General features: G+C 63.2%; 24 protein-coding genes and 1 tRNA gene. 9 read left to right on the forward strand and 16 right to left on the reverse strand.

The window, feature by feature from the left end; translation table 11 throughout:
- Positions 1-46: 46 nt before the first annotated feature.
- Genes KY084_RS01400 through KY084_RS01410 form a run of 3 tightly spaced genes read left to right on the forward strand, consistent with a single transcriptional unit; the run spans position 47 to position 1,787 of the window.
- Positions 47-337: a phosphopantetheine-binding protein gene (locus KY084_RS01400; RefSeq protein WP_246586762.1), complete on the forward strand. Its 291-nt coding sequence runs from the start codon at positions 47-49 to the stop codon at positions 335-337.
- Entirely contained in the window at positions 334-999 is a 666-nt protein-coding gene (locus KY084_RS01405; RefSeq protein WP_343227926.1) for an alpha/beta hydrolase family protein, read from the forward strand. Before KY084_RS01400 ends, KY084_RS01405 begins: the two co-directional genes overlap by 4 nt.
- A complete protein-coding gene (locus KY084_RS01410; protein WP_219236632.1) occupies positions 987-1,787 on the forward strand; it encodes a hydrolase 1, exosortase A system-associated in 801 nt (266 codons plus the stop codon). Before KY084_RS01405 ends, KY084_RS01410 begins: the two co-directional genes overlap by 13 nt.
- 24 nt (positions 1,788-1,811) lie before the next feature.
- Here KY084_RS01410 and trxB read toward each other — a convergent pair whose 3' ends face one another.
- The gene (gene trxB / locus KY084_RS01415) at positions 1,812-2,756 is read right to left on the reverse strand and encodes a thioredoxin-disulfide reductase (protein ID WP_219236778.1); all 945 of its coding nucleotides are present in this window, start codon (positions 2,754-2,756) and stop codon (positions 1,812-1,814) included.
- Between the two features lie 202 nt (positions 2,757-2,958).
- On the opposite strand from trxB, the gene KY084_RS01420 reads away from it, so the two are divergent.
- Genes KY084_RS01420 through fdhD form a run of 3 tightly spaced genes read left to right on the forward strand, consistent with a single transcriptional unit; the run spans position 2,959 to position 6,547 of the window.
- Positions 2,959-5,247 carry an FdhF/YdeP family oxidoreductase gene (locus KY084_RS01420; protein ID WP_219236633.1) on the forward strand — a complete coding sequence of 763 codons (2,289 nt, stop codon included), beginning with the start codon at positions 2,959-2,961 and terminating at the stop codon, positions 5,245-5,247.
- Positions 5,244-5,765 (forward strand): molybdenum cofactor guanylyltransferase, encoded by a 522-nt coding sequence (gene mobA, locus KY084_RS01425; RefSeq protein ID WP_219236634.1) that lies wholly within the window; start codon positions 5,244-5,246, stop codon positions 5,763-5,765. Before KY084_RS01420 ends, mobA begins: the two co-directional genes overlap by 4 nt.
- Positions 5,762-6,547 carry a formate dehydrogenase accessory sulfurtransferase FdhD gene (fdhD, locus tag KY084_RS01430; RefSeq protein WP_219236635.1) on the forward strand — a complete coding sequence of 262 codons (786 nt, stop codon included), beginning with the start codon at positions 5,762-5,764 and terminating at the stop codon, positions 6,545-6,547. Before mobA ends, fdhD begins: the two co-directional genes overlap by 4 nt.
- A gap of 21 nt (positions 6,548-6,568) precedes the next feature.
- Here the strand turns inward: fdhD and KY084_RS01435 are convergent, their stop codons facing one another.
- The 7 genes from KY084_RS01435 to KY084_RS01465 form a co-directional block, all read right to left on the reverse strand.
- Entirely contained in the window at positions 6,569-7,795 is a 1,227-nt protein-coding gene (locus tag KY084_RS01435) for an NAD(P)/FAD-dependent oxidoreductase (RefSeq protein ID WP_219236636.1), read from the reverse strand.
- A gap of 20 nt (positions 7,796-7,815) precedes the next feature.
- The gene (locus KY084_RS01440; protein ID WP_219236637.1) at positions 7,816-8,133 is read right to left on the reverse strand and encodes a 2Fe-2S iron-sulfur cluster-binding protein; all 318 of its coding nucleotides are present in this window, start codon (positions 8,131-8,133) and stop codon (positions 7,816-7,818) included.
- A gap of 108 nt (positions 8,134-8,241) precedes the next feature.
- Positions 8,242-9,426, reverse strand: a complete 1,185-nt coding sequence (locus KY084_RS01445; protein ID WP_219236638.1) for an acetyl-CoA C-acyltransferase — start codon at positions 9,424-9,426, stop codon at positions 8,242-8,244.
- A gap of 134 nt (positions 9,427-9,560) precedes the next feature.
- Positions 9,561-9,637, reverse strand: a tRNA-Met gene (locus KY084_RS01450).
- A 59-nt stretch (positions 9,638-9,696) separates the two neighbouring features.
- Positions 9,697-10,206 (reverse strand): 2'-5' RNA ligase family protein, encoded by a 510-nt coding sequence (locus tag KY084_RS01455; RefSeq protein ID WP_219236639.1) that lies wholly within the window; start codon positions 10,204-10,206, stop codon positions 9,697-9,699.
- Positions 10,203-12,101: a potassium transporter Kup gene (locus KY084_RS01460; RefSeq protein WP_246586795.1), complete on the reverse strand. Its 1,899-nt coding sequence runs from the start codon at positions 12,099-12,101 to the stop codon at positions 10,203-10,205. Before KY084_RS01460 ends, KY084_RS01455 begins: the two co-directional genes overlap by 4 nt.
- A 118-nt stretch (positions 12,102-12,219) precedes the next feature.
- Positions 12,220-12,723 carry an Lrp/AsnC family transcriptional regulator gene (locus tag KY084_RS01465; RefSeq protein WP_281421866.1) on the reverse strand — a complete coding sequence of 168 codons (504 nt, stop codon included), beginning with the start codon at positions 12,721-12,723 and terminating at the stop codon, positions 12,220-12,222.
- Positions 12,724-12,858: 135 nt separating this feature from the next.
- Between KY084_RS01465 and ald the strand changes: the two genes are divergently transcribed.
- The gene (gene ald, locus KY084_RS01470) at positions 12,859-13,971 is read left to right on the forward strand and encodes an alanine dehydrogenase (RefSeq protein ID WP_219236641.1); all 1,113 of its coding nucleotides are present in this window, start codon (positions 12,859-12,861) and stop codon (positions 13,969-13,971) included.
- Positions 13,972-14,008: 37 nt separating this feature from the next.
- Positions 14,009-14,230, forward strand: a complete 222-nt coding sequence (locus tag KY084_RS01475) for a DUF3072 domain-containing protein (RefSeq protein ID WP_219236642.1) — start codon at positions 14,009-14,011, stop codon at positions 14,228-14,230.
- A 5-nt stretch (positions 14,231-14,235) separates the two neighbouring features.
- On the opposite strand, the gene KY084_RS01480 is transcribed toward KY084_RS01475, so the two are convergent.
- The 7 genes from KY084_RS01480 to ccmC are packed head-to-tail and all read right to left on the reverse strand — an operon-like array spanning position 14,236 to position 19,026.
- Complete coding sequence (locus tag KY084_RS01480; RefSeq protein ID WP_219236643.1) at positions 14,236-14,880, reverse strand: tetratricopeptide repeat protein; 645 nt, start codon at positions 14,878-14,880, stop codon at positions 14,236-14,238.
- On the reverse strand, positions 14,877-15,293 hold the full coding sequence (locus KY084_RS01485) for a cytochrome c-type biogenesis protein (RefSeq protein WP_219236644.1): 417 nt from the start codon (positions 15,291-15,293) through the stop codon (positions 14,877-14,879). The genes KY084_RS01480 and KY084_RS01485 overlap by 4 nt, the downstream gene beginning before the upstream one ends.
- Positions 15,290-15,817 carry a DsbE family thiol:disulfide interchange protein gene (locus KY084_RS01490; protein WP_219236645.1) on the reverse strand — a complete coding sequence of 176 codons (528 nt, stop codon included), beginning with the start codon at positions 15,815-15,817 and terminating at the stop codon, positions 15,290-15,292. The genes KY084_RS01485 and KY084_RS01490 overlap by 4 nt, the downstream gene beginning before the upstream one ends.
- Positions 15,814-17,748: a heme lyase CcmF/NrfE family subunit gene (locus KY084_RS01495; protein ID WP_219236646.1), complete on the reverse strand. Its 1,935-nt coding sequence runs from the start codon at positions 17,746-17,748 to the stop codon at positions 15,814-15,816. The genes KY084_RS01490 and KY084_RS01495 overlap by 4 nt, the downstream gene beginning before the upstream one ends.
- Positions 17,745-18,179, reverse strand: a complete 435-nt coding sequence (gene ccmE / locus KY084_RS01500) for a cytochrome c maturation protein CcmE (RefSeq protein ID WP_219236647.1) — start codon at positions 18,177-18,179, stop codon at positions 17,745-17,747. The genes KY084_RS01495 and ccmE overlap by 4 nt, the downstream gene beginning before the upstream one ends.
- Positions 18,176-18,304: a heme exporter protein CcmD gene (gene ccmD / locus KY084_RS01505; protein ID WP_219236648.1), complete on the reverse strand. Its 129-nt coding sequence runs from the start codon at positions 18,302-18,304 to the stop codon at positions 18,176-18,178. The genes ccmE and ccmD overlap by 4 nt, the downstream gene beginning before the upstream one ends.
- A complete protein-coding gene (gene ccmC / locus KY084_RS01510) occupies positions 18,301-19,026 on the reverse strand; it encodes a heme ABC transporter permease CcmC (protein ID WP_219236780.1) in 726 nt (241 codons plus the stop codon). The genes ccmD and ccmC overlap by 4 nt, the downstream gene beginning before the upstream one ends.
- A 120-nt stretch (positions 19,027-19,146) precedes the next feature.
- Here ccmC and KY084_RS01515 point away from each other — a divergent pair, with 120 nt between their 5' ends.
- On the forward strand, positions 19,147-19,350 hold the full coding sequence (locus tag KY084_RS01515; RefSeq protein ID WP_219236649.1) for a hypothetical protein: 204 nt from the start codon (positions 19,147-19,149) through the stop codon (positions 19,348-19,350).
- Between the two features lie 197 nt (positions 19,351-19,547).
- On the opposite strand, the gene KY084_RS01520 is transcribed toward KY084_RS01515, so the two are convergent.
- Positions 19,548-20,600, reverse strand: a complete 1,053-nt coding sequence (locus KY084_RS01520) for a Glu/Leu/Phe/Val family dehydrogenase (RefSeq protein ID WP_219236650.1) — start codon at positions 20,598-20,600, stop codon at positions 19,548-19,550.
- Positions 20,601-20,622: the final 22 nt, after the last annotated feature.

Below are 20,622 nucleotides of genomic sequence, written 5' to 3' on the forward strand. Positions count from 1 at the left end.
GGCTTTGCGACGCGCAGCGATTATCGAACCGCGCGGTTGAACATTGATGCAAAGGATCGAATCCTTGGTTCCCGAAGGCAAGGTGGAAGTGGAAAAGACGGTTCGCGCGACGCTGGGCGACGTGCTGGGTCTGACGCCCGAGCGGGTTGCGTCGTTCGACGACGAAACGCCGCTGTTCGGCGCGCTTCCCGAACTTGATTCGATGGCGGTCGCCGGTCTGCTCACCGAACTCGAGGACCGGCTGGGCATCCTGATCGACGATGACGATATCGATGGCGAGACGCTGGAAACCTTCGGCGCGCTCACCCGCTTCGCGAGCGCCAAGGCGCTTCAGTGATCAATTCCTACGATTGGGAAGGCGGGAATGAGGCGATGCTTCGCTTCGGCCCCGATACCGGCCCGGTCGTACTGATCGCGCTTCCTTTGTTAGAGGAGGCGAACCGGACGCGTGCGCTGGTCATTACCGTTTTGCGGATGCTGGCCGGGCACGGAATCGGCGGCGCGCTGCCCGACCTTCCGGGTACGGGCGAAAGCCTCCTTCCGACAAGCGAAATGACGCTGGAGGGATTGCGCTCCGCCTTCGCGGCGGCGGCCCTGTCGCTCGGGTCGCGCCCCGTTCACGTCGCCAGCATCCGCAGCGGGTCGCTGATCGATGTGCAGGCAAAGGCCGCCGGCCGCTGGCGGCTTGCCCCGCAAAGCGGCCCCGGCCTGCTTCGCGATTTGCACCGCGTTCAGCGCGTATCCGAACTGGGGGACACGAAAGCCGACGCGTTGGTTTTTGCCGGCAATCGCCTCGCCCCCGCGCTGATCGAGGCGCTCGACCAACCGCCCGCCGCCACCCCCGGCCCGCTTCGCGAAGTCGCTATCCAGAGCGGCCAGCCCGATCCCGTAATCGAAGGTCCCGCGCTGTGGCGGCGCAGCGAACCCGGCAACGACGCGGCCTTCGCCGAACGCATCGCCGACGACATCGCCCGCTGGATCGCTTCGTGCGACGCCTGATAACCTTCGGCTGCGAAGGCGAAACGCTGCTCGGCACGCTAGATGACGCACCCGGCAGAACCGGCCTGCTGATCGTGTCGGGCGGCAACGAAATCCGCATCGGCGCGCATCGTGGCATGGCGATGCTGGCGCAGGACGTTGCGGCGGCGGGCTATCCGGTATTTCGGTTCGATCGGCGCGGGATCGGGGATTCGAGCGGCGTAAATGGCGGTTTTGAATCGAGCGGACCCGACATTGCCGCCGCCGCCGCGTGTTTTCGCGCAAGACAGCCGCAGATCGACCGGCTGATCGCATTCGGCAATTGCGACGCCGCGACGGCGCTGATACTTTTCGGCCGGGAAGCGAACGTCGATCGAATGCTGCTCGCCAATCCCTGGATCGGCGGCGATTCAGGTCCAGAAGCTATACCGCCCGCCGCCGCGATCCGCGCGCGCTATGCCGCCCGTATGCGCGATCCGCACCAATGGCTGCGTCTGTTGCGCGGCGGCGTGAATATGTCCAGACTTATTCAGGGTGTAGCGCGGATTGTCGCCAGCAGGCGTGAACCTGCACAACCACTCTTTACACAATGTGTGAACTCTCTTCGCGCGCTGGGAAGCGATGCGGCCCTACTCCTCGCAAGCGGTGACAACACCGCCATCGCTTTCACCGATGCCTGGACTCGCGCGCCCACCGCGCTTCGCAGCGCTATTGCCTGTCAGCGCTGCGACACCGCCAGCCACAGCTTCGCGCACGAAGCCGACAAGGCATGGCTTTACGAACGCATTCTGGAAACGATGCGCGACTGAGCGACCGGGCTTGCGGCGAGAGCGCTACTCCGCCGCCTCGGCGATATCCGCCTCCATCTCACCCAGAAAGCGTTCGGCATCGAGCGCGGCCATGCAGCCGGTTCCCGCCGCCGTCACCGCTTGCCGATAGGTTTTGTCCATCACATCGCCGCACGCGAACACGCCAGCCACGCTGGTGCGCGTGCTGCCGGTTTCGACAGCGATATAGCCGTCATCGTCAAGGGAAAGATGCCCGCGGAACAGTTCGGTCGCCGGGTGATGGCCGATCGCGACGAAGCCGCCCTCCACATCAAGCGTGGAAGTGTCGCCGGTCTGCGTGTCCTTCAGTTCCAGCGCGACCAACCCTTCCGGATTGCCGCCGCCGACAAAGCGTTCGACCTGCTTGTTCCAAAGCACCTTGATCTTGTCGCTCTTGAACAGGCGCTCCTGCAGGATCCGTTCGGCGCGCAGTTCGTTGCGGCGATGGATCAGCGTCACATCGTCCGAATGGTTGGTAAGGTACAGCGCCTCTTCGACCGCGGTATTGCCGCCGCCGATCACCGCGACCTTTTTCCCGCGATAGAAAAACCCGTCGCACGTCGCGCAGGCGGAAACGCCCTTGCCCTTCATCGCTTCTTCCGAATCAAGGCCGAGCCATTTTGCCTGCGCCCCGGTGGCGATCACCAGCACATCGCCTTCATACACATCGCCGCCATCGCCGGTCATTCGGAAGGGCCGCTGGGTCAGGTCGACGTCGACGATCGTGTCCCAGATCAGCGTCGTGCCGACATGCTCTGCCTGTTTCTGCATCTGTTCCATCAGCCAGGGGCCCTGGATGACATCCGCGAAACCGGGATAATTTTCGACATCGGTGGTCGTCATCAACTGACCGCCGGGCTGAATGCCCTGAACCAGAATTGGTTTCATCCCGGCGCGCGCACCGTAAATGGCGGCGGACAGCCCGGCAGGTCCGGAACCCAGGATCAGCATACGGGTCTTGTGGGTGTCGCTCACATGTCTCTCTATCGTTCAGAGGAAAACCGTCGGGCGCGGCAGATAGCGCGACCCCGACCATGGGTGCAACATAGGGAAGGGCGATGGCGGCGAAAGCCCCTTTCGCCAGAAGCAAAACTTGCTGCAACGATATCAGTGCTGCAGGGTTCATCGTGAAGTACCATCGGGAGAATACGCCATGGCCGGGCAGGACGATATCGAAATCAAGCAATATGAAGGCGCTGCCGGCGGCTGGGGTTCGATGGAAGGCATGGCGCATGTCCTGCCCAAGGAAAAGCTTAACGCGGAAGCGCTCGACGCGCTGCGCCGTCAGAACAAGCCCGAAGGCGTGATGTGCGTCAGCTGCGCCTGGGGCAAGCCCGCCAAGCCGCATGTCGCGGAATTCTGCGAAAACGGGGCGAAGGCGACCGCGTGGGAACTGACCACGCTTCGCAACACCCCCGATTTCTTTCAGGCGCACAGCGTCGGCGAATTGCAGGGCTGGCGCGATTATGACCTGGAACAAGCGGGCCGCCTGACCCATCCGATGAAATATGACGCGGCATCGGACAAATATGTCGCGGTAAGCTGGAAAGAGGCGTTCGACGCGATCGGCGCGAAGCTGAAGAAGCTCGATGCGAAAAAGGTCGTTTTCTACGCCTCGGGCCGGGCGAGCCTTGAAACCAGCTATATGTATTCGCTGTGCGCGCGGCTGTACGGATCGCACAACCTGCCCGACAGTTCGAACATGTGTCACGAAACGACGTCGGTGGGGCTGAGCAACGCCATCGGTTCGCCGGTCGCGACGATCCAGATGGACGATTACGAACATTGCGACACGATCTTCTGCTGGGGGCAGAATGTCGGAACCAACAGCCCGCGCATGCTTCACGTGCTGGAAAAGGCGCGCAAGCGGGGCGTCGAGATCGTCACCTTCAACCCGTTGAAGGAACGCGGATGGGAGAAATTCACCAACCCGCAAAATCCGGTGCAGATGACGCTGGGCACATCGACACAGATTTCGACCCAATATCATCAGGTGAAGGCTGGCGGCGACATCTCCGCGATCCTGGGCATCGCCAAGATCGCGATCGAGGCCGATGACGAAGCCCGTTCGGCGGGGCGCGAAGCTATCCTCGACCATCATTTCATCGAACAACACACCGTTCGTTTCGAAGAATTCGCCGATTATGCGCGTAAGGCGAAATGGGACGACATCGTTCGCGAAAGCGGCCTGACGCGCGAAGCGATCGAGGATGCAGCGCGTATCTATTTGAAATCAAAGGCGATGATCGCCGTATACGGCATGGGCATTACCCAGCACCGCTATGGCATGGATTCGCTCTACATGATCGTGAATTTGCTGCTGATGCGCGGCCATATCGGCCGTCCGGGGGCTGGCCCCGGTCCGGTTCGCGGCCATTCGAACGTGCAGGGACAGCGAACGGTGGGGATTACCGAAAAGCCCAAACTGGCCCCGAATGCGCGGCTGAAACAGCTTTACGATTTCAATCCGCCCGACTGGCAGGGATGGGATACGGTCGAAAGCTGCCGTCACATTATCGACGGCACCTGCGACGGTTTTATCCAGCTTGGCGGCAATTTCCTACGCGCCACGCCCGAGCATGAAAAGATGGTCAAGGGATGGGAGAAAATCCCGTTGCAGGTCCATATCGCGACCAAGCTGAACAAATCGCACCTGCATCCGGGCGAGGATTGCTGGCTGCTCCCCTGTCTCGGCCGGATGGAGCGCGATATGCAGGCAAGCGGGCCGCAGGCAGTGACGATGGAGGATTCGTTCAGCCATATCTATGGCTCGCGCGGCAAGGCCACCCCGGCGAGCCACCACCTGCTGTCCGAACCCGCGATCGTCGCGGGTATCGCCAAGGCGGCGCTGGAACCGAACGAAAATGTCCCCTGGGACGCATGGGTCGATGATTACAGCTTGGTGCGCGACGCGATCGAGGATACCTATCCCGACAAATTCTCCAACTTCAACGACCGCATGTGGCAACCGGGCGGCTTCTGGAAGGGCAATCCGGCGGCGCACCGCAAATGGGAGACCGAAAGCGGCAAGGCGGAATTCAACGCCCCGCGCGCGATGAACGCCGCCGGGTTCGACGACAAGCCCGGCCGGTTCCGGCTGGTGACTCTGCGGTCGAACGATCAGTTCAACACGACCATCTACGGCTATCACGATCGCTTCCGCGGCATTCACGGCACGCGAGAGGTCGTCATGATGAATCATGCGGATATGACCGCGCTGGGCCTGTTCGAAGGCGATATGGTTTCGCTGGCGAGCGATGCCGATGATCAGGAGGACCGCGTCGTCGACGGGCTGCGCATCGTTCCTTATGACATTCCGCAGGGGTGCCTTGGCGGCTATTATCCCGAACTCAACGTGCTGATCCCGATCGAACATCATGCACTGGAAAGCCATGTCCCGGCGGGCAAATCGGTGCCGGTAACGATCCGCAAATCGCGGTGACCGCGCAGGTCGGCGCGATACTGGCCGGCGGGGCGGCACGACGGTTCGGTGGTGACAAGGCGCTGGCCATGCTGGATGGCGTCGCGCTGATCGACCATGCCGCCCGCGCGCTGGGCGATCATGTCAATCGCGTCGTGGTAATCGGGCGGGAACATGGCGCCTTGCCGCATGCGCCGGACCGTCCGGCCCCCGATCTGGGGCCGCTGGGCGGCATTACCGGGGCACTTGCCTATGCCATGATCCATGGCGCGGATTCGGTTCTGACGGTAGCGTGCGATGTACCTCGCCCGCCCGAAAGTCTGTTTCGCGTATTGGCGCGTCCGCCCGCCTTTTGCGATGACCACCCCGTTTTCGGCCATTGGCCAGTTTCGCTACTACCCGATCTGGAGGTTTGGCTGAATCGTGACGGCGATCGGTCGGTTCGCGGGTTCGCGCGCGCGGTCGGCGCGCTGCCGGTTCGCATCGCCGAACCGATCATGGATATCGACACGCGCGAGGATCTGGAACGCGCACGATGATCCGACGTGACGAAGCCGTGACCCGGTTGTCGGAAACAGGCGCCGAACCGATAGCGCGCGCAATCGCTGTGGAGGCACCCGTCGCGGTCGAATTCAACGGCATCGGCTATGCCGTGATGATGATGACCCCGGCGGACCTTCCCGCCTTCGCACTTGGCTTTGCGCTGACCGAGCGCATCGCTGCGGGGCCGGACGATGTGATCGATTGCGACGTGGCGGACGTGCCCGCCGGAATCGTACTTCGCATCACCGTTTCGCCCAGCGCCGCCGAACGGATCGGCGAGCGCATCCGCCACCGAACCAGCGATACCGGATGCGGACTATGTGGAATCGCCAGTCTGGACAGCCTGCAACGCCCCCTCCCTCCCGCGCCCAAACCGATGGCGATCGACCGGGCGGCGATCGACCGGGCAACCGCCGGATTGCGCGAATATCAGCCGCTGGGGGCGGCTACCGGCGCGACGCACGCCGCCGCATTTTGCGGTACGGAGGGTGCGATCATCGCCGCGGCGGAGGATGTCGGGCGGCACAATGCGCTGGACAAGTTGATCGGCGGGATCGGTGGAAAAGCGCCCGGCCCCGGCTTCGCGCTCGTAACCTCGCGGATCAGCTTTGAAATGGCCGACAAGGCGCTGGTCGCGGGATTTCCGCTGCTGGTCGGGATATCCGCGGCGACGACGATGGCGCTCGACCATGCGCGGCGTAACGGATTGGCGCTGGTCGCCCTGGCGCGGCGCGATTCGATGCTGGTGATGAACGATCCGGCCATCGGGACGATCTGAACACCCATTGGGCCTGCAAGATCAGGCGAGCATTTCCTTAAGCGGGACGCTGTCGTCGGCAAGTTTTGCAGGGTCTATCCGCGCGCCTTCCGCGACCAGCTTGCGTCCCTGAACATAGTCTTTGATCCTGTTGACGCAGTCGAGCGCAATCACGCTTCCCTGCCGCAGATATACGACCGAAAAGCTGCGCGCATCAGGATCGCCGCGAACTATCGCCGTGTCATGCCCGATCGACAGGCCGACGGTTTGCAGCTTCAAATCATATTGGTTCGACCAGAACCACGGCACCGCTGCATATGCTGCGTCCTGCCCTACGATCGTCTTTGCCGCCACCACGGCCTGATCATTGGCGTTCTGCACCGATTCCAGCCGTAGCGACGCATTTGCGGCAAATCTGTTTTCGTGCAGCGCGCAATCGCCGATTGCGTAAATGTCGGGCAGGCTGGTGCGACACTGCGCATCGACCTCGACGCCGTTGCCGCCGCGTGCCCCCGCCGCGATCAGCGGTTCGACCGCAGGCGCGATGCCGATCCCGACAATGACCATATCGGCGGAAAGCGTTTCGCCATCGGAGAGGCGAACCCCCTTCACCGTTTCGTCGCCAAGAATGCAGTCGACCGCCGAGCCGAGCCGTATATCGACACCATGGCTGCGATGTTCACGTTCGAAGAACCGCGACAATGCTTCGCCCGCCACACGGGACAGCACCCTGTCCTGCGCTTCCAGCAGCACCACCTGCTTGCCGAATTTGGCAAGCACCGCTGCTGCTTCTAACCCGATATAGCCGCCGCCAACGACCACCACGCGCGCCACGTCGGGCAGTTCGGCCATCATCCTGTCGGCATCGGCGCGTGACCGGACACTGTGAACGCCGGCAAGATGATGTCCGTCGCAGGTCAGCCGCCGCGGCGCACCGCCGGTTGCCCAGACCAGTGCACCATAGCTGATTTCACTGCCGCGATCGGTGACGATGCGATACGCGCCAGCGTCCACGCCGACCACGCTTTCGCCTAGCGCGAAATCCACATGCCGTTCCGCCCAGAAGGGCTCCGGGCGGATCAGCAGGCGATCGAACGTCTTGTCGCCTGCAAGATATTCCTTGGACAGGGGCGGGCGTTCATAGGGCAGCTCCGGCTCCGCCCCGACCAGCAGGATGCTGCCCTCGAACCCGTTCTGACGAAGCGCGATCGCACATGCCGCCCCCGCCTGCCCAGCGCCGACGATAACGACATCCGCATGCCTGTTCATTCGAAAGCCCCCGAACCGGCTTAATCCTCCGGCGCGATCCGCACGCGCAATCCGTCCAGATCGGGACCGAAGGGAATCTGGCACGACAGGCGGGAATATTCGTTCCGATGTTCCGAACTGTCGAGCAAATCGTCCTCATCCTCGCTCATCTTCGGCAATTTGACCATGAATTCCGGATCGACATGCACATGGCACGTCGCGCAGGAACAGCATCCGCCGCACAGGGCCAGCAGTTCATCGAACCCGTTGTCACGAATGACTTCCATGACCGAATGGCCCGCTTCGCCATCGACCTCAGTCTCTTTTCCTTCACGCGTGACGACGTTCAGCTTTGGCATGGAAGTTCTAAACCTTTCAAAATTTCTGAAAGCGGCAATGATATGGCTTGCGCGATGCATGAACCGTCATGTGCTTGCAAGCATGTTGCCTCTTTAACGAATACACTCTTACACCAGTTCGATCGCTATCGCGGTTGCTTCGCCCCCGCCGATGCAAAGGCTCGCAATGCCCCGCTTCAGCCCGCGATTTTGCAGCGCGGCCAGAAGCGTCGCCATGATCCGTGCGCCGCTCGCGCCGATCGGATGACCCAGCGCACAGGCGCCGCCGTTCACGTTCAATCTGTCTTCGGGGATGTCTAGGTCGCGTTGGGCGATCATCGCAACCACGGCAAATGCCTCATTGACTTCGAACAGGTCGACATCCGCGACGCTCCAGCCGATCCGATCCATCAGCTTTTTCATCGCCGGCACCGGCGCGGTGGTAAACAGGCCGGGTTCGTGCGCATGGGCAGCATGGCCGACGATCCGCGCCATCACGTTCATCCCCAGCTTTTCGGCAACGCTGGCGCGGGTCATGACCAGCGCCGCCGCCCCGTCGGAGATTGAGGAAGCGTTGGCGGGCGTGATCGTTCCGTCCTTTTCGAAAACCGGTTTCAGCGTAGGAATCTTGTCGATCTTTGCCTTGCCCGGTTGCTCGTCAGTCGCGACGGTCACGCTGCCCTTGCGCCCCGGAACCTCAACCGCGACGATCTCACGTTCGAACGCACCGCTGGCGATCGCTTCGTTGGCACGATTGAGCGAGCGGATCGCATATTCGTCCTGCGCCTCGCGCGTGAACTGGTACATCCGCACCGCATCCTCGGCGAACGCGCCCATGGGCTTGCCGGGGGTATAGGCATCTTCCAGCCCGTCCATCATCATCGTGTCGATGACCTGACCATGGCCCAGCCGCGCACCCGCACGATGTTTGGGAAGCGCGTAGGGCGCGTTCGACATGCTTTCCATGCCGCCCGCAACGATCATGTCGGCGCTACCCGCGGCCAGCGCGTCATGCGCCATTATCGCCGCCTGCATCCCCGATCCGCACATCTTGTTGACGGTGGTCGCCTGCGTATTGCGCGCCAGTCCCGCGCCAAGCGCCGCCTGCCGGGCGGGCGCCTGTCCCAGCGTGGCTGGCAGGACGCAGCCCATGAAAATCTGGTCGATCGCATCGGCTTTCGCGCCCGCGCGCTCTATCGCTGCTTTCACGGCGGCAGCCCCCAGCTGTGTCGCGCTGAGACCGGTGAGTTCGCCCATAAAACCGCCCATGGGCGTGCGGGCATAGCTGGCGATGACAACGGGATCGGCGGACATGAACGGCTCTCCAAAACAGCAGGAACGGGCGCGCGAAAACGCGCCGCTTTATTCTGACAAGCGCTAGATCGACCCGCAGCCGCCGCGCGTCAAGCCGACCCCATAGGGCGGTGAACATCGAAAAATAGGGGAAATGGTAGCGGAGGAGGGACTTGAACCCCCGACACCCGGATTATGATTCCGGTGCTCTAACCAGCTGAGCTACTCCGCCCCGTTTCGGGCCTCGCATCGTGCGAAGAGCGCGCGACATAGGGCGATGACGCCGCCCGGTCAAGCGAACATGTGGCGCGAAATCGCTTCCCACGGTCCGCCGCGGTAATAGAAGGCCGCGAGACCCGCGATCACGACCGGGCGCGCGGTAAATTCCGCTTCCAGCCTGGCCTTCAGCGCGCGCGCCTCCTTCGGCGCGACCTTGTTCTGCACCGTGACGTGCGCGCGCCAGCCTCCCGCATCCTGCGGCGTGAGCAGCGGGGCGAAAGCATCGGCAAGCGAATCACGAATGTTCTGCAACGCACAGGATTCGATCCGATAGGCAACGCCGCCGCCCAGATCCATCAACCCGGCGATGCGCGCGGATGGCGCCGCCACGCCACGCGTTTCCCCGGCGAGGCGTTGTTTGAGCTCGGGCAGCAGCGTGGGCGGCAAATGGTGAAACAGCGTCAGATGCGCGGTCAGATGGTTTCGGTCGGGCGGGAAAAACGTCTTTCGCTGCCGGTCGAACCACGCCTGATCCTCACCACCGAACAATGCGGTGACGATGATCGGCGCGGCATCGGTCAAATCTCCACCTGGCTGCCCAGTTCGACCACGCGATTGGTCGGCAGACGGAAAAACTCCATCGCGCTTTCGGCGTTGCGCAGCATCCAGGAGAAAATCTTCTCACGCCAGATCATCATGCCCGGCCGTTCGGCGGGGAGCAGCGTCTGTCGGGCGAGGAAGAAGCTGGTGTCCATCATCTTGAACTCCTCGCCACAGGTATGGACCTGCTTCAGCGCGGCGGGGACGTCGGCATCCTGCATGAAGCCATAGCGGATGACCATGCGGTGGAAGCCCTGCCCCAGATCCTCGCTCCGCACGCGCTCGGCATCGACTACGAAGGGCTGATCCATGATCTTTACGGTCAGCAGGACGACACGCTCGTGCAGCACCTTGTTGTGTTTCAGATTGTGTAGCAGCGCGTGCGGCACGCCTTCGGGGGTGGAGGTCATGAAAACGGCGGTGCCGGGGACGCGGCTCGCCGAATTGGCCGCCGACTGGATGAACACCTTGATCGGCATCGCGGCTTCACGCATCCGCTCGATCATCAGCTTGCGCCCCTTTGCCCAGGTCGTCAGCATCGTGAACACGATGAACCCGACCAGCAGCGGGAACCAGCCACCATCGGGGATCTTGGTCGTGTTCGCCGCGAAATAGGCGATATCGACGATGAAGAAGATGGTGAGCAGCGGCAGCGCGTAGCGCTTCTTCCAGTTCCACAGCCAGAACAGCAAAACGGTGAGCAGACAGGTGTCGATCAGCATCGCACCCGTCACCGCGATGCCGTAAGCGCTGGTGAGGTTGGACGAAGTCTGGAAGAACAGCACCAGCAGAATGACCATCGTCATCAACAGCCAGTTGATGATCGGAATGTATATCTGCCCTGCGGTCGCTGCACTGGTGTGATCGATGCGCAGTCGGGGAATGAAGCCAAGCTGAATCGCCTGCTGCGTTACCGAAAACGCGCCCGAAATCACCGCCTGGCTGGCGATGATCGCGGCTGCCGTCGCCACCAGCACCAGCGGCAGGCGAAGCGATTCGGGCGCCAGCAGATAGAAGGGGCTTTCCAGCGCGAGCACGCCGTCACGGATCAGCAGCCCGCCCTGCCCCATATAGTTGCACATCAGCGCGGGCAGCACGAACCACAGCCACGAAACGCGGATCGGGTTGCGGCCGAAATGGCCCATATCGGCGTAGAGCGCCTCCGCGCCGGTCACCGCCAGCACCACCGAACCGAGCGCGAAAAATGCCTGCATCGGGCTGATCAGGAAAAATTCAACCGCATGATAGGGCAGCAGCGCCCAGAGCACCTGCGGCGTCTGAACGATCGAAATGATCCCCAACACCGCGATGATCAGGAAATAGCACATCATGATCGGGCCGAAGAACGCCCCGACGCGCGACGTGCCGCCGCGTTGTATCGAAAACAGGAAAACCAGAATCACCACCGCGATCGGCAGCACAAGGTCGCCAAAGGCAGGCGCTGCAACCGCAAGCCCTTCAATCGCGCCGAGTACAGAGACGGCGGGGGTGATCATGCTGTCGCCATAAAAAAGCGCGGTGGCGAACACGCCCAGCAGCACGATTCCGCGTGACCATCGCTTTTCCTTGGTCCGGCCGGAAACAAGCGCGAGCAGCGCCAGGCTGCCGCCCTCCCCCTTGTTATCAGCCCGCATGATGATGGTAACGTATTTCAACGTCACCACGATCATCATCGACCAGAACATCAGGCTGATGACGCCCATGATGTGGGCGGTGTCCAGCGTCAGTTCATGATGACCGGCAAAGGTTTCGCGAAACGCGTAGAGCGGCGACGTGCCGATGTCGCCGAACACCACGCCGATCGCGGCAATGGCAAGCTTCCACGTCTTTTGCGTGTGCTCCCCGTGATGGCCGGCGGGTCGCTCCGCCGGTTCCAGGGCGGTGTCTTCGCCGGAAGTCACGTGCGCTTGATTCGCGCCGGAAGAATGTCAGAAAAGGCCATACAGACCAGCTTGCGCCTTTTAATCTCGAAACCGCGGCGCGTTAGCACGCGCGTCATGCCCCCGCAATGCCACGACTCACCGCATCGGTGCCGGTAAGCATCGCATCGGCCTCGCTGCGCGTGGGGACGCTACGCAAAACGAAGCTGGACGAGATGGTCAGGACATTGGGCAGCCGGCCCAGATGTTCGCGGTGAAGCCGTTCATAATCGTCGAGGTCGCGACACACTATCTTCAGCCGGTAATCCTGCGCTCCCGACACCAGCATGCATTCGGTGATCCCGTCGATCGTCGCAATCGCGCGTTCGAATGCGGCAAGGTCTTCGTCGACTTGCGTGCCGAGCGTGATGTCGACCAGAGCGATTACGTGAAAACCGAGCATACGCCGCCCCAGACGCGCGCAATAGCCGCGAATGCGGCCGGTCGCTTCCAGCGCCTGAATGCGGCGCGTACAGGCCGATTGCGACAGGCCCGCCCTGGCCGCGACCTCGCTTACGCTCATCCGCGCGTCATCTGACAGCAGCGCCATGATTTTACGGTCCATCGCGTCGATTTGCATGGAATCACCGAATTATTTGCCAACCACCGCACTTCCATGCGCCTGCTTCGACTTCTGACGCAAGCTTTGCAGAGATTCGCAACCGCCCGCGATGCTAAGGGTTACCCGGAGCGAACAAGCGAAGAGGATGAAGCCATGCGCATCGGCGTGCCAAAGGAAATCAAGAGTCAGGAATATCGGGTCGGCCTGACCCCGCCCTCCGTCGCAGAGCTGGTCGCGGCGGGACATGAGGTGATTATCGAAACCAATGCAGGCGGCGGCATCGATTTCGACGACAGCGATTATACCGGTGTCGGCGCGCGCATCGTTCCCGATGCGAAAAGCGTTTTCGAACAGGCCGATATGATTGTGAAGGTGAAGGAGCCACAGCCGGTCGAGATCGCGATGCTTGAGCCGCGCCATACGCTGTTCACCTATCTTCACCTCGCCGCCAGCCGGGACCTGACCGAGGGGCTGCTCAAATCGGGCGCGACCTGCATCGCCTATGAAACCGTTACCGGGCCGAAGGGCGGCCTGCCGCTGCTCAAGCCGATGAGCGAGGTCGCAGGACGCATGTCGGTTCAGGTCGGCGCGCATTTCCTGGAAAAGGAACAGGGCGGCCGCGGAATCCTGCTCGGCGGCGTACCGGGCGTTGCCCCTGCCCGCGTCGCAATTCTGGGCGGCGGAACATCGGGAGTGAACGCGGCGCAGATGGCGGTCGGTATGCGCGCCGATGTCACCATCTATGACATTTCGAACGAACGGCTGGCCGAACTCGACATGTTCTTTTCCAGCCAGATCAAGACCGCCTATGCATCGAAAGCGGCAATCGAGGCGGCGGTTGCGAAGGCGCATCTGGTAATCGGCGCGGTGCTGGTTCCCGGCGCGGCCGCTCCAAAGCTGGTGACGCGCGACATGCTGAAAACGATGAAGCGCGGCAGCGTGCTCGTCGATATCGCGATCGATCAGGGCGGGTGCTTCGAAACGTCGAAGCCGACCACCCATGACGACCCAGTCTATGAAATCGACGGGGTTACCCATTATTGCGTGGCGAACATGCCGGGCGCGGTGGCGCGCACCAGCGCGTTCGCGCTCAACAACGCAACGCTGCCGTTCGTGCTACGCCTTGCCAATATGGGAGCGGAAAAGGCGATGCAGAGCGATCCGCATCTTGCCGCGGGCCTCAACACCTCGAACGGCAAAATCCGCTATGAGGCGGTCGCTCAGGCATTCGGCATGGCGCATGATCCGTGGAATGGAACGAACTGAGAACAAACTGCGTTGGGCATCGCGAAAGGAAAATCCGATGCCCAATCAACACCCCAAGGCCGACCCTACCTCCAATGCCGAGAAGGACCCGGAAAACTGGACAACCGGCGATGAAGCGATGACCGGGGCGCAAGCCTCTTACCTGAAAACGCTCAGCGAGGAGGCGGGCGAACCGTTCGACGAAAGCCTGAGCAAGGCGGACGCATCGCTGCGCATCGACGAATTGCAGAAGCGCACCGGGCGCGGCGCAGACGCGTAAGCGATTTATTCGTGGCCCGAGGCCTCTTCCGATAGCATGATAAACCGGTCGAGCAGCACAAGCCGCTGGCGAATCCCGTCGCAAAATGTCGCTTCGGGCGAACACAGTGCCAGCGCACGCGCCCAATGCGGCCGTGCGGCCTTAAACCGGTTCGCCCGGATCAGCGCGACGCCATAGAAAAACTGTGGGCCGGAATGATCGGGAGCGAGCGTAATGGCGCGTTCGAATGCAAGCCGTGCCGGGGGAGACAGATCACCTTCGTCATGCTCGATGTAAACCATGCCAAGCCAGGTCCATAGCGACGCGGTTTGCGGTTGATGACGAACCGCGGCGAGCATCAGCTTGACCGCCGATTCGGTCGACCCCTTGCGCACCAGCGCATCGGCGGCGAGGAAATAGGGTCGTTCATAGGTCAGCTTGCCGAACATCTGCTCGCGCAGCTCGACCATCTGCGCATCGCCTTCGGCCATGATGGTGCCATGCGTAACCGGCGCGCCGGGAAGCCCCGGATGCCCTTGCCAGGCATAGCCCGCCGCCCCCAGCGTCAGCGCGGCAAGAACGAAGGTCCACAGCCCGCGCGACACGCCCATCGCCAGCAACACGCCGATAACCGCGACCGCCACGCCGCCAAGGATCAGCCATCCGGTCATCGCCGCCGCCTCCTGAAACTTCGTGTGGCAAGCCACACGCCCGCGCCCAGCAACAGGAAGGGCGCAAACCAGAGCGGCGCGGTGGCCCAGCCGAGCGGCGGATCATAGGTCACATAATCGCCATAACGTTCGATCAACCAGTCGCGGACCGCTTCGGGAGCCTCTCCGTTTGCAATCCGCTCGCGCACCAGTGCGCGCATATCGGCGGCCATATCGGCGTCGCTGTCGACGATCGACTGGCCCTGGCATACCAGACAGCGAAGCTCTTCCATCAGATCGTGGGCCTTTGCCTCCTGCGCGGGATCAGGCAGTTCGCTATAGGCATAGCGATCGGCATCGGCGGTCTGCGCTGTGAGAGGAATCGGCGCGCCGAGCGCCGCGAGCAGCGAAAGCGCGATCAGCATACCCCTCATCGCGCATCTTCCAATGCTTTCAGAATGCCGGGAATGTCCTCTTCGCGGATAGGCCCGACATGTTGTTCGACGATCTTTCCCTGCCCGTCGATCACGAAGGTTTCGGGAACCCCCGATGAGCCGAGGGCAAGCTGGACGCGGCCCTTCGGATCGCTGCCCAGCCGGGCATAGGGGTCGCCCCAGCGGTTCAGAAAGGTGCGGACATCGCCGGGTGTGTCGCGCACCGCCACCGCATCGATCGGCACGCCGCGCGCCGCAAGATCGGCAAGTTGGGGCGCTTCGGCTGCGCAAGGGACGCACCAGCTTGCGAAGATATTTACCAGCCGGGGCTTGCCCCGCCGGTACAAAGCAGCGTTGATTCCGGGCTTGTCGTCGAGCAACGGGGCCAGGTCGAAGCGCGGCAGATCCCTGCCGACCATATGCGAAAATACCGTGCGATCGGACGGCTGGTGCATTTCCATCGCGACCAGTGCGACGATCCCGGCGAAGACCAGCAGCGGAGCCCAGAGCAGCCAGTGCCTCATATCATCCCCGCCGCGACACGCCGCCGTCGCCGCTCGGTGCGCCACTCACGCGTGACACGGCCAATCAGCGACAGCAACCCGCCCAGCGCGATCATGCCGCCGCCAAGCCAGATGAGCGTAACCAGCGGTTTCCACCACAGCCGGAGCTGCCAGCGCCCATCGGCATTGCGTTCGCCGAGCACGGTGTAAAGCTGTCCATCGAAAGCGGTCAGGATCGCCGATTCATTGGTGGTCGTAACCGGATCGGAAAAATAGCGCCGTTGCGGGTTCAGCACCGCCGTTCCGCCCCCGCGTCGGGCGGTGAGGACGCCCCCGATTGCCGACCAGTTCTTGCCCACCTGCGGCTTCACACCGGTAAAGGCCACCCGGTACGGCCCGACATCGACGCTTTGGCCAAGACGAAGCGCGACCAGCCGTTCGCGGGTAAACGCCGCTTCGGACGCCATGCCGGTAACCGCCACCGCCACCCCCAGATGCGCGATCACCATGCCCCAGGTGAACAGCGGCATGCGGCGCAGATTGCGGCCCCATAATGGCGCGACGCTTGCCAGCGCCAGTCCTGCGGCGAGCGCAAGCCCTGTGAGTGGCAGCGCTCCGGCCCCGGCAGTGAGGAACAGCAGCGCGGTCAGCGTCGCCAGCGCCGCCCCGGCCGGAAGCGCCATGCGCCGCATCAAAAGGCGCGCATCGTCACGCCGCCAGCGGAGCATTGGCCCGGCGGCAAGCGCGATCATCAGCAGCAGCGCGACCGGTCCCACGGTTTTGTCGAAGAACGGTTTTCCGACCGACAATTGCACTCCCATCGCCTGCGCAACCAGCGGATACAGTGTTCCGATCAGGACGATGCCCAGAATGACGCTGAGCAGCAGGTTGTTGAGTACCAGCCCCGCCTCGCGGCTCACCGGATCGAACGTATTGCCCTGCCGCACCGTGCCGATCCGCGCGGCGAACAGCGCGAGCGCGCCGCCGATATAGATTGCCAACAGCACGAGCAGGAAGCTGCCGCGCGCAGGATCGACGGCAAAGGAATGGACACTGGTCAATATGCCCGATCGCACCAGAAACGTGCCGATCATCGACATCGAGAACGCCACCACCGCCAGCATGATCGTCCAGGCGCGCAGCCCGTCGCGCGTCGCCAGGACATTTACCGAATGGAGCAGCGCAGTCGCGGCGAGCCAGGGCATCAGCGAGGCATTCTCGACCGGGTCCCAGAACCACCACCCACCCCAGCCGAGTTCGTAATAGGCCCAATAGCTTCCCGCCGTTATGCCCAGCGTCAGGAACAGCCACGCGCCAAGTATCCATGGCCGCATCGCGCGGGCAAAGGCCGGGCCGACCTCGCGAGTGACCAGCGCGCCGACCGCGAAGGAAAACGCGACCGACAGGCCGACATAGCCGAAATACAGCGTGGGCGGATGAAAGGCGAGGCCGGGGTCCTGCAGCAGCGGGTTTAGGCCACGCCCGTCGGCGGGCGGCGGCCATATCCGCGCGAACGGGTTAGACGACAACAACAGGAAGGCAAAGAAGCCGAGCGCGATCAATCCTTGCGCGCCAAGCGTCGCGATCACCGTGCGACGATCAAGACGCCATTCGAAGATCGCGATGGCCGCGCCGGAAATGCCAAGGATCGTCACCCATAGCAGCATCGATCCTTCATGGTTTCCCCATGCGCCGGCGATCTTGTACAGCAGCGGCTTCATCGAATGGCTGTTTTCGGCGACCAGCAGCACCGACATGTCCGACCGGGCGAACAGCGCGATCAACGCCGCCATCGCGAACAGCGTCAATACGCCCTGAACAACGGCGACGGGGCGAACCGCCGCCATGATATCGTCGCGATTAAAGCGAATGCCGGTAATCGCCAGCGCGCACTGGAGCAGCGCCAGCGACGCCGCCAGCCACAAAATCGCCAGCCCCGCTTCGGCGATCATGGCTTCAGGCTTTCCGTCTTGTGCATTTTGCCCGCCATTTGCGGGGGCATATAGCGTTCGTCATGTTTGGCGAGCAGCGTATCGGCGGTGAACCCGCCATCGGCACGGAAATGCCCTTCGGCGACGACGCCGGATCCTTCGCGGAACAGATCGGGGGTTACGCCGGTGAAACGGACCGGAACGCTGGCCTTTCCATCGGTCACGACGAAGCGAATGGTGACGCCGTCGCCTTGGCGTTCGACCGATCCCTGCTTCACCATGCCGCCCAGCCGCACCGAACGGTTTGGATCGGGCAGATGGCCGACGATATCGGCGGGGGCATAGAAAAACGCCGCCTCGTCGCGCAACGCCGACAGCGCCAGCGCGCTCGCGCCGAATATGGCGAGAAGCGCCAGCCCGGCGAGGACGAACCGCTGATGCTTCGGCTTCATCGGCGGCGAAGCGCCTCTACCGCGCGCTCGGCACGGCGCATCGCGCGCCAGCTCACACCTGCTATCCCGGCCATGCCGATGCCCATAATCGCATAAGCGCCGACGACAAACGGCCAGGGATTCATGCCGCCGCCATGCGGCGCATACGCGCTTCCGCTTTTTGCAGGCCAAGCGCAGCGCGCATCCGCATCAGCACGATCGCTGCGAAAAACAGGGTGAAACCCGACAAGGTGAACCATAGCGGCCAGAGCATCGAAGGAGCGATCGTCGAACCCGTCAGCCCGATACTCTGCCCCTGATGCAGCGTATGCCACCACACCACCGAATAGCGAATGACCGGCAGCAAGACCGTACCGGCGATACCGAACACCGCCGGGATGCGGCCATCGCCGCCGCGATCGGCATCAGCGCGCGCCAGCGCGATATAGGCGATGTAGACGAAAAACAGCAGCAGCATCGACGTCAGCCGCCCGTCCCACTGCCACCAGGTGCCCCAGGTCGGCCGCCCCCAGATCGATCCGGTGACAAGGCACAGCGCCGCGAACAGCGCGCCGGGAACCGCCATCGCGCGCGCGGCGATCGCGGCCAGCGGATGGCGCCAGACCAGATAGGCGAAGCTTGCCACGGCCAGTCCGCCCCACCCCGCCATGCCCAGCCAGGCGGCAGGAACGTGGATATACAGGATGCGGACGGTGTCGCCCTGCAGATAATCGGGCGGCGTCCGTGTCAGCCCCGCCCAGCATCCGATCAGCGCAAGAACGACCCCGCACCAGAAGCACAACGGCGTCAGCGGACGCGCGAGTTTCAGGAAGCGCGCTGGATTCGCAAGGGCGTGGAGGATCGGCACGGCACAGCCGGGGTAATCGATTGAAGCCCGCGATTCCAGCCATAAGCGGGCGGGCTCGCCCCAGGCCCCGTAATTGTGATAGGCTGGCGCCATAAAAGAAAGAATGTCGCAGGAGGGAATATGCACGAACGGCAGGGGCCGCGAATGCGTCGCGGCACGAGAATCGTCCTCGCCGTCGCGCTTGGCGTGGCGATGGGCATCGCTTTCGGCAACGCGGCTGTCGGAATAGCAGTCGGGGTGTCGCTGGTCGTCGCCTGCGCGGCTATTCCGGGCGAACGTGGCGACACGCATGGCGGGGAAGCAGCCGAACCATATTCGTCATGATCGAATAATGGCGACGTGCCGTACCCGTCACGCACTGCCTCCATCGTCATCGCGAGAAGCGGCGCGACGCGGCGATCCAGCAACAACAGGTTATATAGCGCGGTTATCTGAATCCCCGCGCCTCTACAGGGCTTGCAATGTCGCTATTGCGAGGGGTTCAGATCAACGTAATTGGGAGAGGGCAGCGCCCCGCCGGCTCAGCCGCGACCGATAAGCCGCTGCGCGATACGGTCCGCGACCTCGGCATGCGTCGCGCCGCTGCGTTCGCTTTCGTCCCATACCTCGACCAGTCGCAGCGGAATCCGATCGATCCGCGCCTCGACTTCCGCGCGGTCGCCCTGACCGAGATATTCCAGCCCGACATTGATGATGCCGCCTGCGTTGATGACATAGTCGGGGGCGTACAGGATGCCACGATCGAACAGCCGCGCGCCGTCGGCGCGAAGCGCAAGCTGGTTATTCGCGCCGCCCGCCACCGCCTTGCACTGAAGCGCGTCGATCGTCCGCTCATCCAGGATCGCGCCCAGCGCGTTGGGGCTGACGATATCGGCTTCCTGCATCAGGATTTCGGCCGGGTCGGCGGTCTTCGCACCAAGTTCGTCGGCAAGTTTCGCCGCCCGGTCGGTCGCGACGTCTGCGATGGTCAGCACCGCGCCGTCCGCCGCCAGCTTGCGTGCCAGCGTGCCGCCAACGCTGCCGACGCCCTGAATCGCGACGCGGACGCCCTTCATCGAATCCGCGCCCAGCGCGCGCTTCGCCGCTGCCTTAACGCCCAGATAAATGCCGTGCGCGGTAAACGGGCCGGGATCGCCGCCCGCAGCGCCTTCCCCGACCGGCAGGCCCGATACGTGGCGCGTCTGCGTCGCGATGACTTTCATTCGCGCTTCGGACATGCCGACATCCTCGGCAGTCACATATTTGCCGGCGAGCGATTCGACCGACCGGCCGAATGCTTCAAGCTGTTCGGTGGTGATGACGTCGCCCTGCTTTTCGGCAAGCACCACGCCCTTGCCCCCGCCCATCGGCAGATTGGCCATCGCGTTCTTGTAGCTCATCCCCCGCGAAAGGCGCAGCGCGTCGGTGATCGCCGCGCGCGGATCGGCATAATGCCAGAAACGGACTCCACCCGCCGCCGGGCCGAGATGCGTGGAATGGATTGCGATTACCGCCCGAAGCCCCGATTCGGGGTCGGTGAACAGGTGAACGCCTTCATGATCGTCGAAGTCGGGAAAGCCCCAGTCGGTCTGCACGGCGGTTGTCCGGATCGCTGAA

Source organism: Stakelama flava (assembly GCF_019351405.1).
In the GTDB taxonomy this organism is placed as follows: domain Bacteria; phylum Pseudomonadota; class Alphaproteobacteria; order Sphingomonadales; family Sphingomonadaceae; genus Sphingomonas; species Sphingomonas flava_A.

What these genes read in the sequence shown, in the direction of transcription:
- KY084_RS01400 (WP_246586762.1), top strand. Translation starts at nt 47, where the DNA reads ATGCAAAGGATCGAATCCTTGGTTCCCGAAGGCAAGGTGGAAGTGGAA.
- trxB (WP_219236778.1), bottom strand. Translation starts at nt 2,756, where the DNA reads ATGCTGATCCTGGGTTCCGGACCTGCCGGGCTGTCCGCCGCCATTTAC.
- KY084_RS01420 (WP_219236633.1), top strand. Translation starts at nt 2,959, where the DNA reads ATGGCCGGGCAGGACGATATCGAAATCAAGCAATATGAAGGCGCTGCC.
- fdhD (WP_219236635.1), top strand. Translation starts at nt 5,762, where the DNA reads ATGATCCGACGTGACGAAGCCGTGACCCGGTTGTCGGAAACAGGCGCC.
- KY084_RS01435 (WP_219236636.1), bottom strand. Translation starts at nt 7,795, where the DNA reads ATGAACAGGCATGCGGATGTCGTTATCGTCGGCGCTGGGCAGGCGGGG.
- KY084_RS01440 (WP_219236637.1), bottom strand. Translation starts at nt 8,133, where the DNA reads ATGCCAAAGCTGAACGTCGTCACGCGTGAAGGAAAAGAGACTGAGGTC.
- KY084_RS01445 (WP_219236638.1), bottom strand. Translation starts at nt 9,426, where the DNA reads ATGTCCGCCGATCCCGTTGTCATCGCCAGCTATGCCCGCACGCCCATG.
- KY084_RS01465 (WP_281421866.1), bottom strand. Translation starts at nt 12,723, where the DNA reads ATGCAAATCGACGCGATGGACCGTAAAATCATGGCGCTGCTGTCAGAT.
- ald (WP_219236641.1), top strand. Translation starts at nt 12,859, where the DNA reads ATGCGCATCGGCGTGCCAAAGGAAATCAAGAGTCAGGAATATCGGGTC.
- KY084_RS01475 (WP_219236642.1), top strand. Translation starts at nt 14,009, where the DNA reads ATGCCCAATCAACACCCCAAGGCCGACCCTACCTCCAATGCCGAGAAG.
- KY084_RS01480 (WP_219236643.1), bottom strand. Translation starts at nt 14,880, where the DNA reads ATGACCGGATGGCTGATCCTTGGCGGCGTGGCGGTCGCGGTTATCGGC.
- KY084_RS01485 (WP_219236644.1), bottom strand. Translation starts at nt 15,293, where the DNA reads ATGAGGGGTATGCTGATCGCGCTTTCGCTGCTCGCGGCGCTCGGCGCG.
- KY084_RS01490 (WP_219236645.1), bottom strand. Translation starts at nt 15,817, where the DNA reads ATGAGGCACTGGCTGCTCTGGGCTCCGCTGCTGGTCTTCGCCGGGATC.
- KY084_RS01495 (WP_219236646.1), bottom strand. Translation starts at nt 17,748, where the DNA reads ATGATCGCCGAAGCGGGGCTGGCGATTTTGTGGCTGGCGGCGTCGCTG.
- ccmE (WP_219236647.1), bottom strand. Translation starts at nt 18,179, where the DNA reads ATGAAGCCGAAGCATCAGCGGTTCGTCCTCGCCGGGCTGGCGCTTCTC.
- ccmD (WP_219236648.1), bottom strand. Translation starts at nt 18,304, where the DNA reads ATGAATCCCTGGCCGTTTGTCGTCGGCGCTTATGCGATTATGGGCATC.
- KY084_RS01515 (WP_219236649.1), top strand. Translation starts at nt 19,147, where the DNA reads ATGCACGAACGGCAGGGGCCGCGAATGCGTCGCGGCACGAGAATCGTC.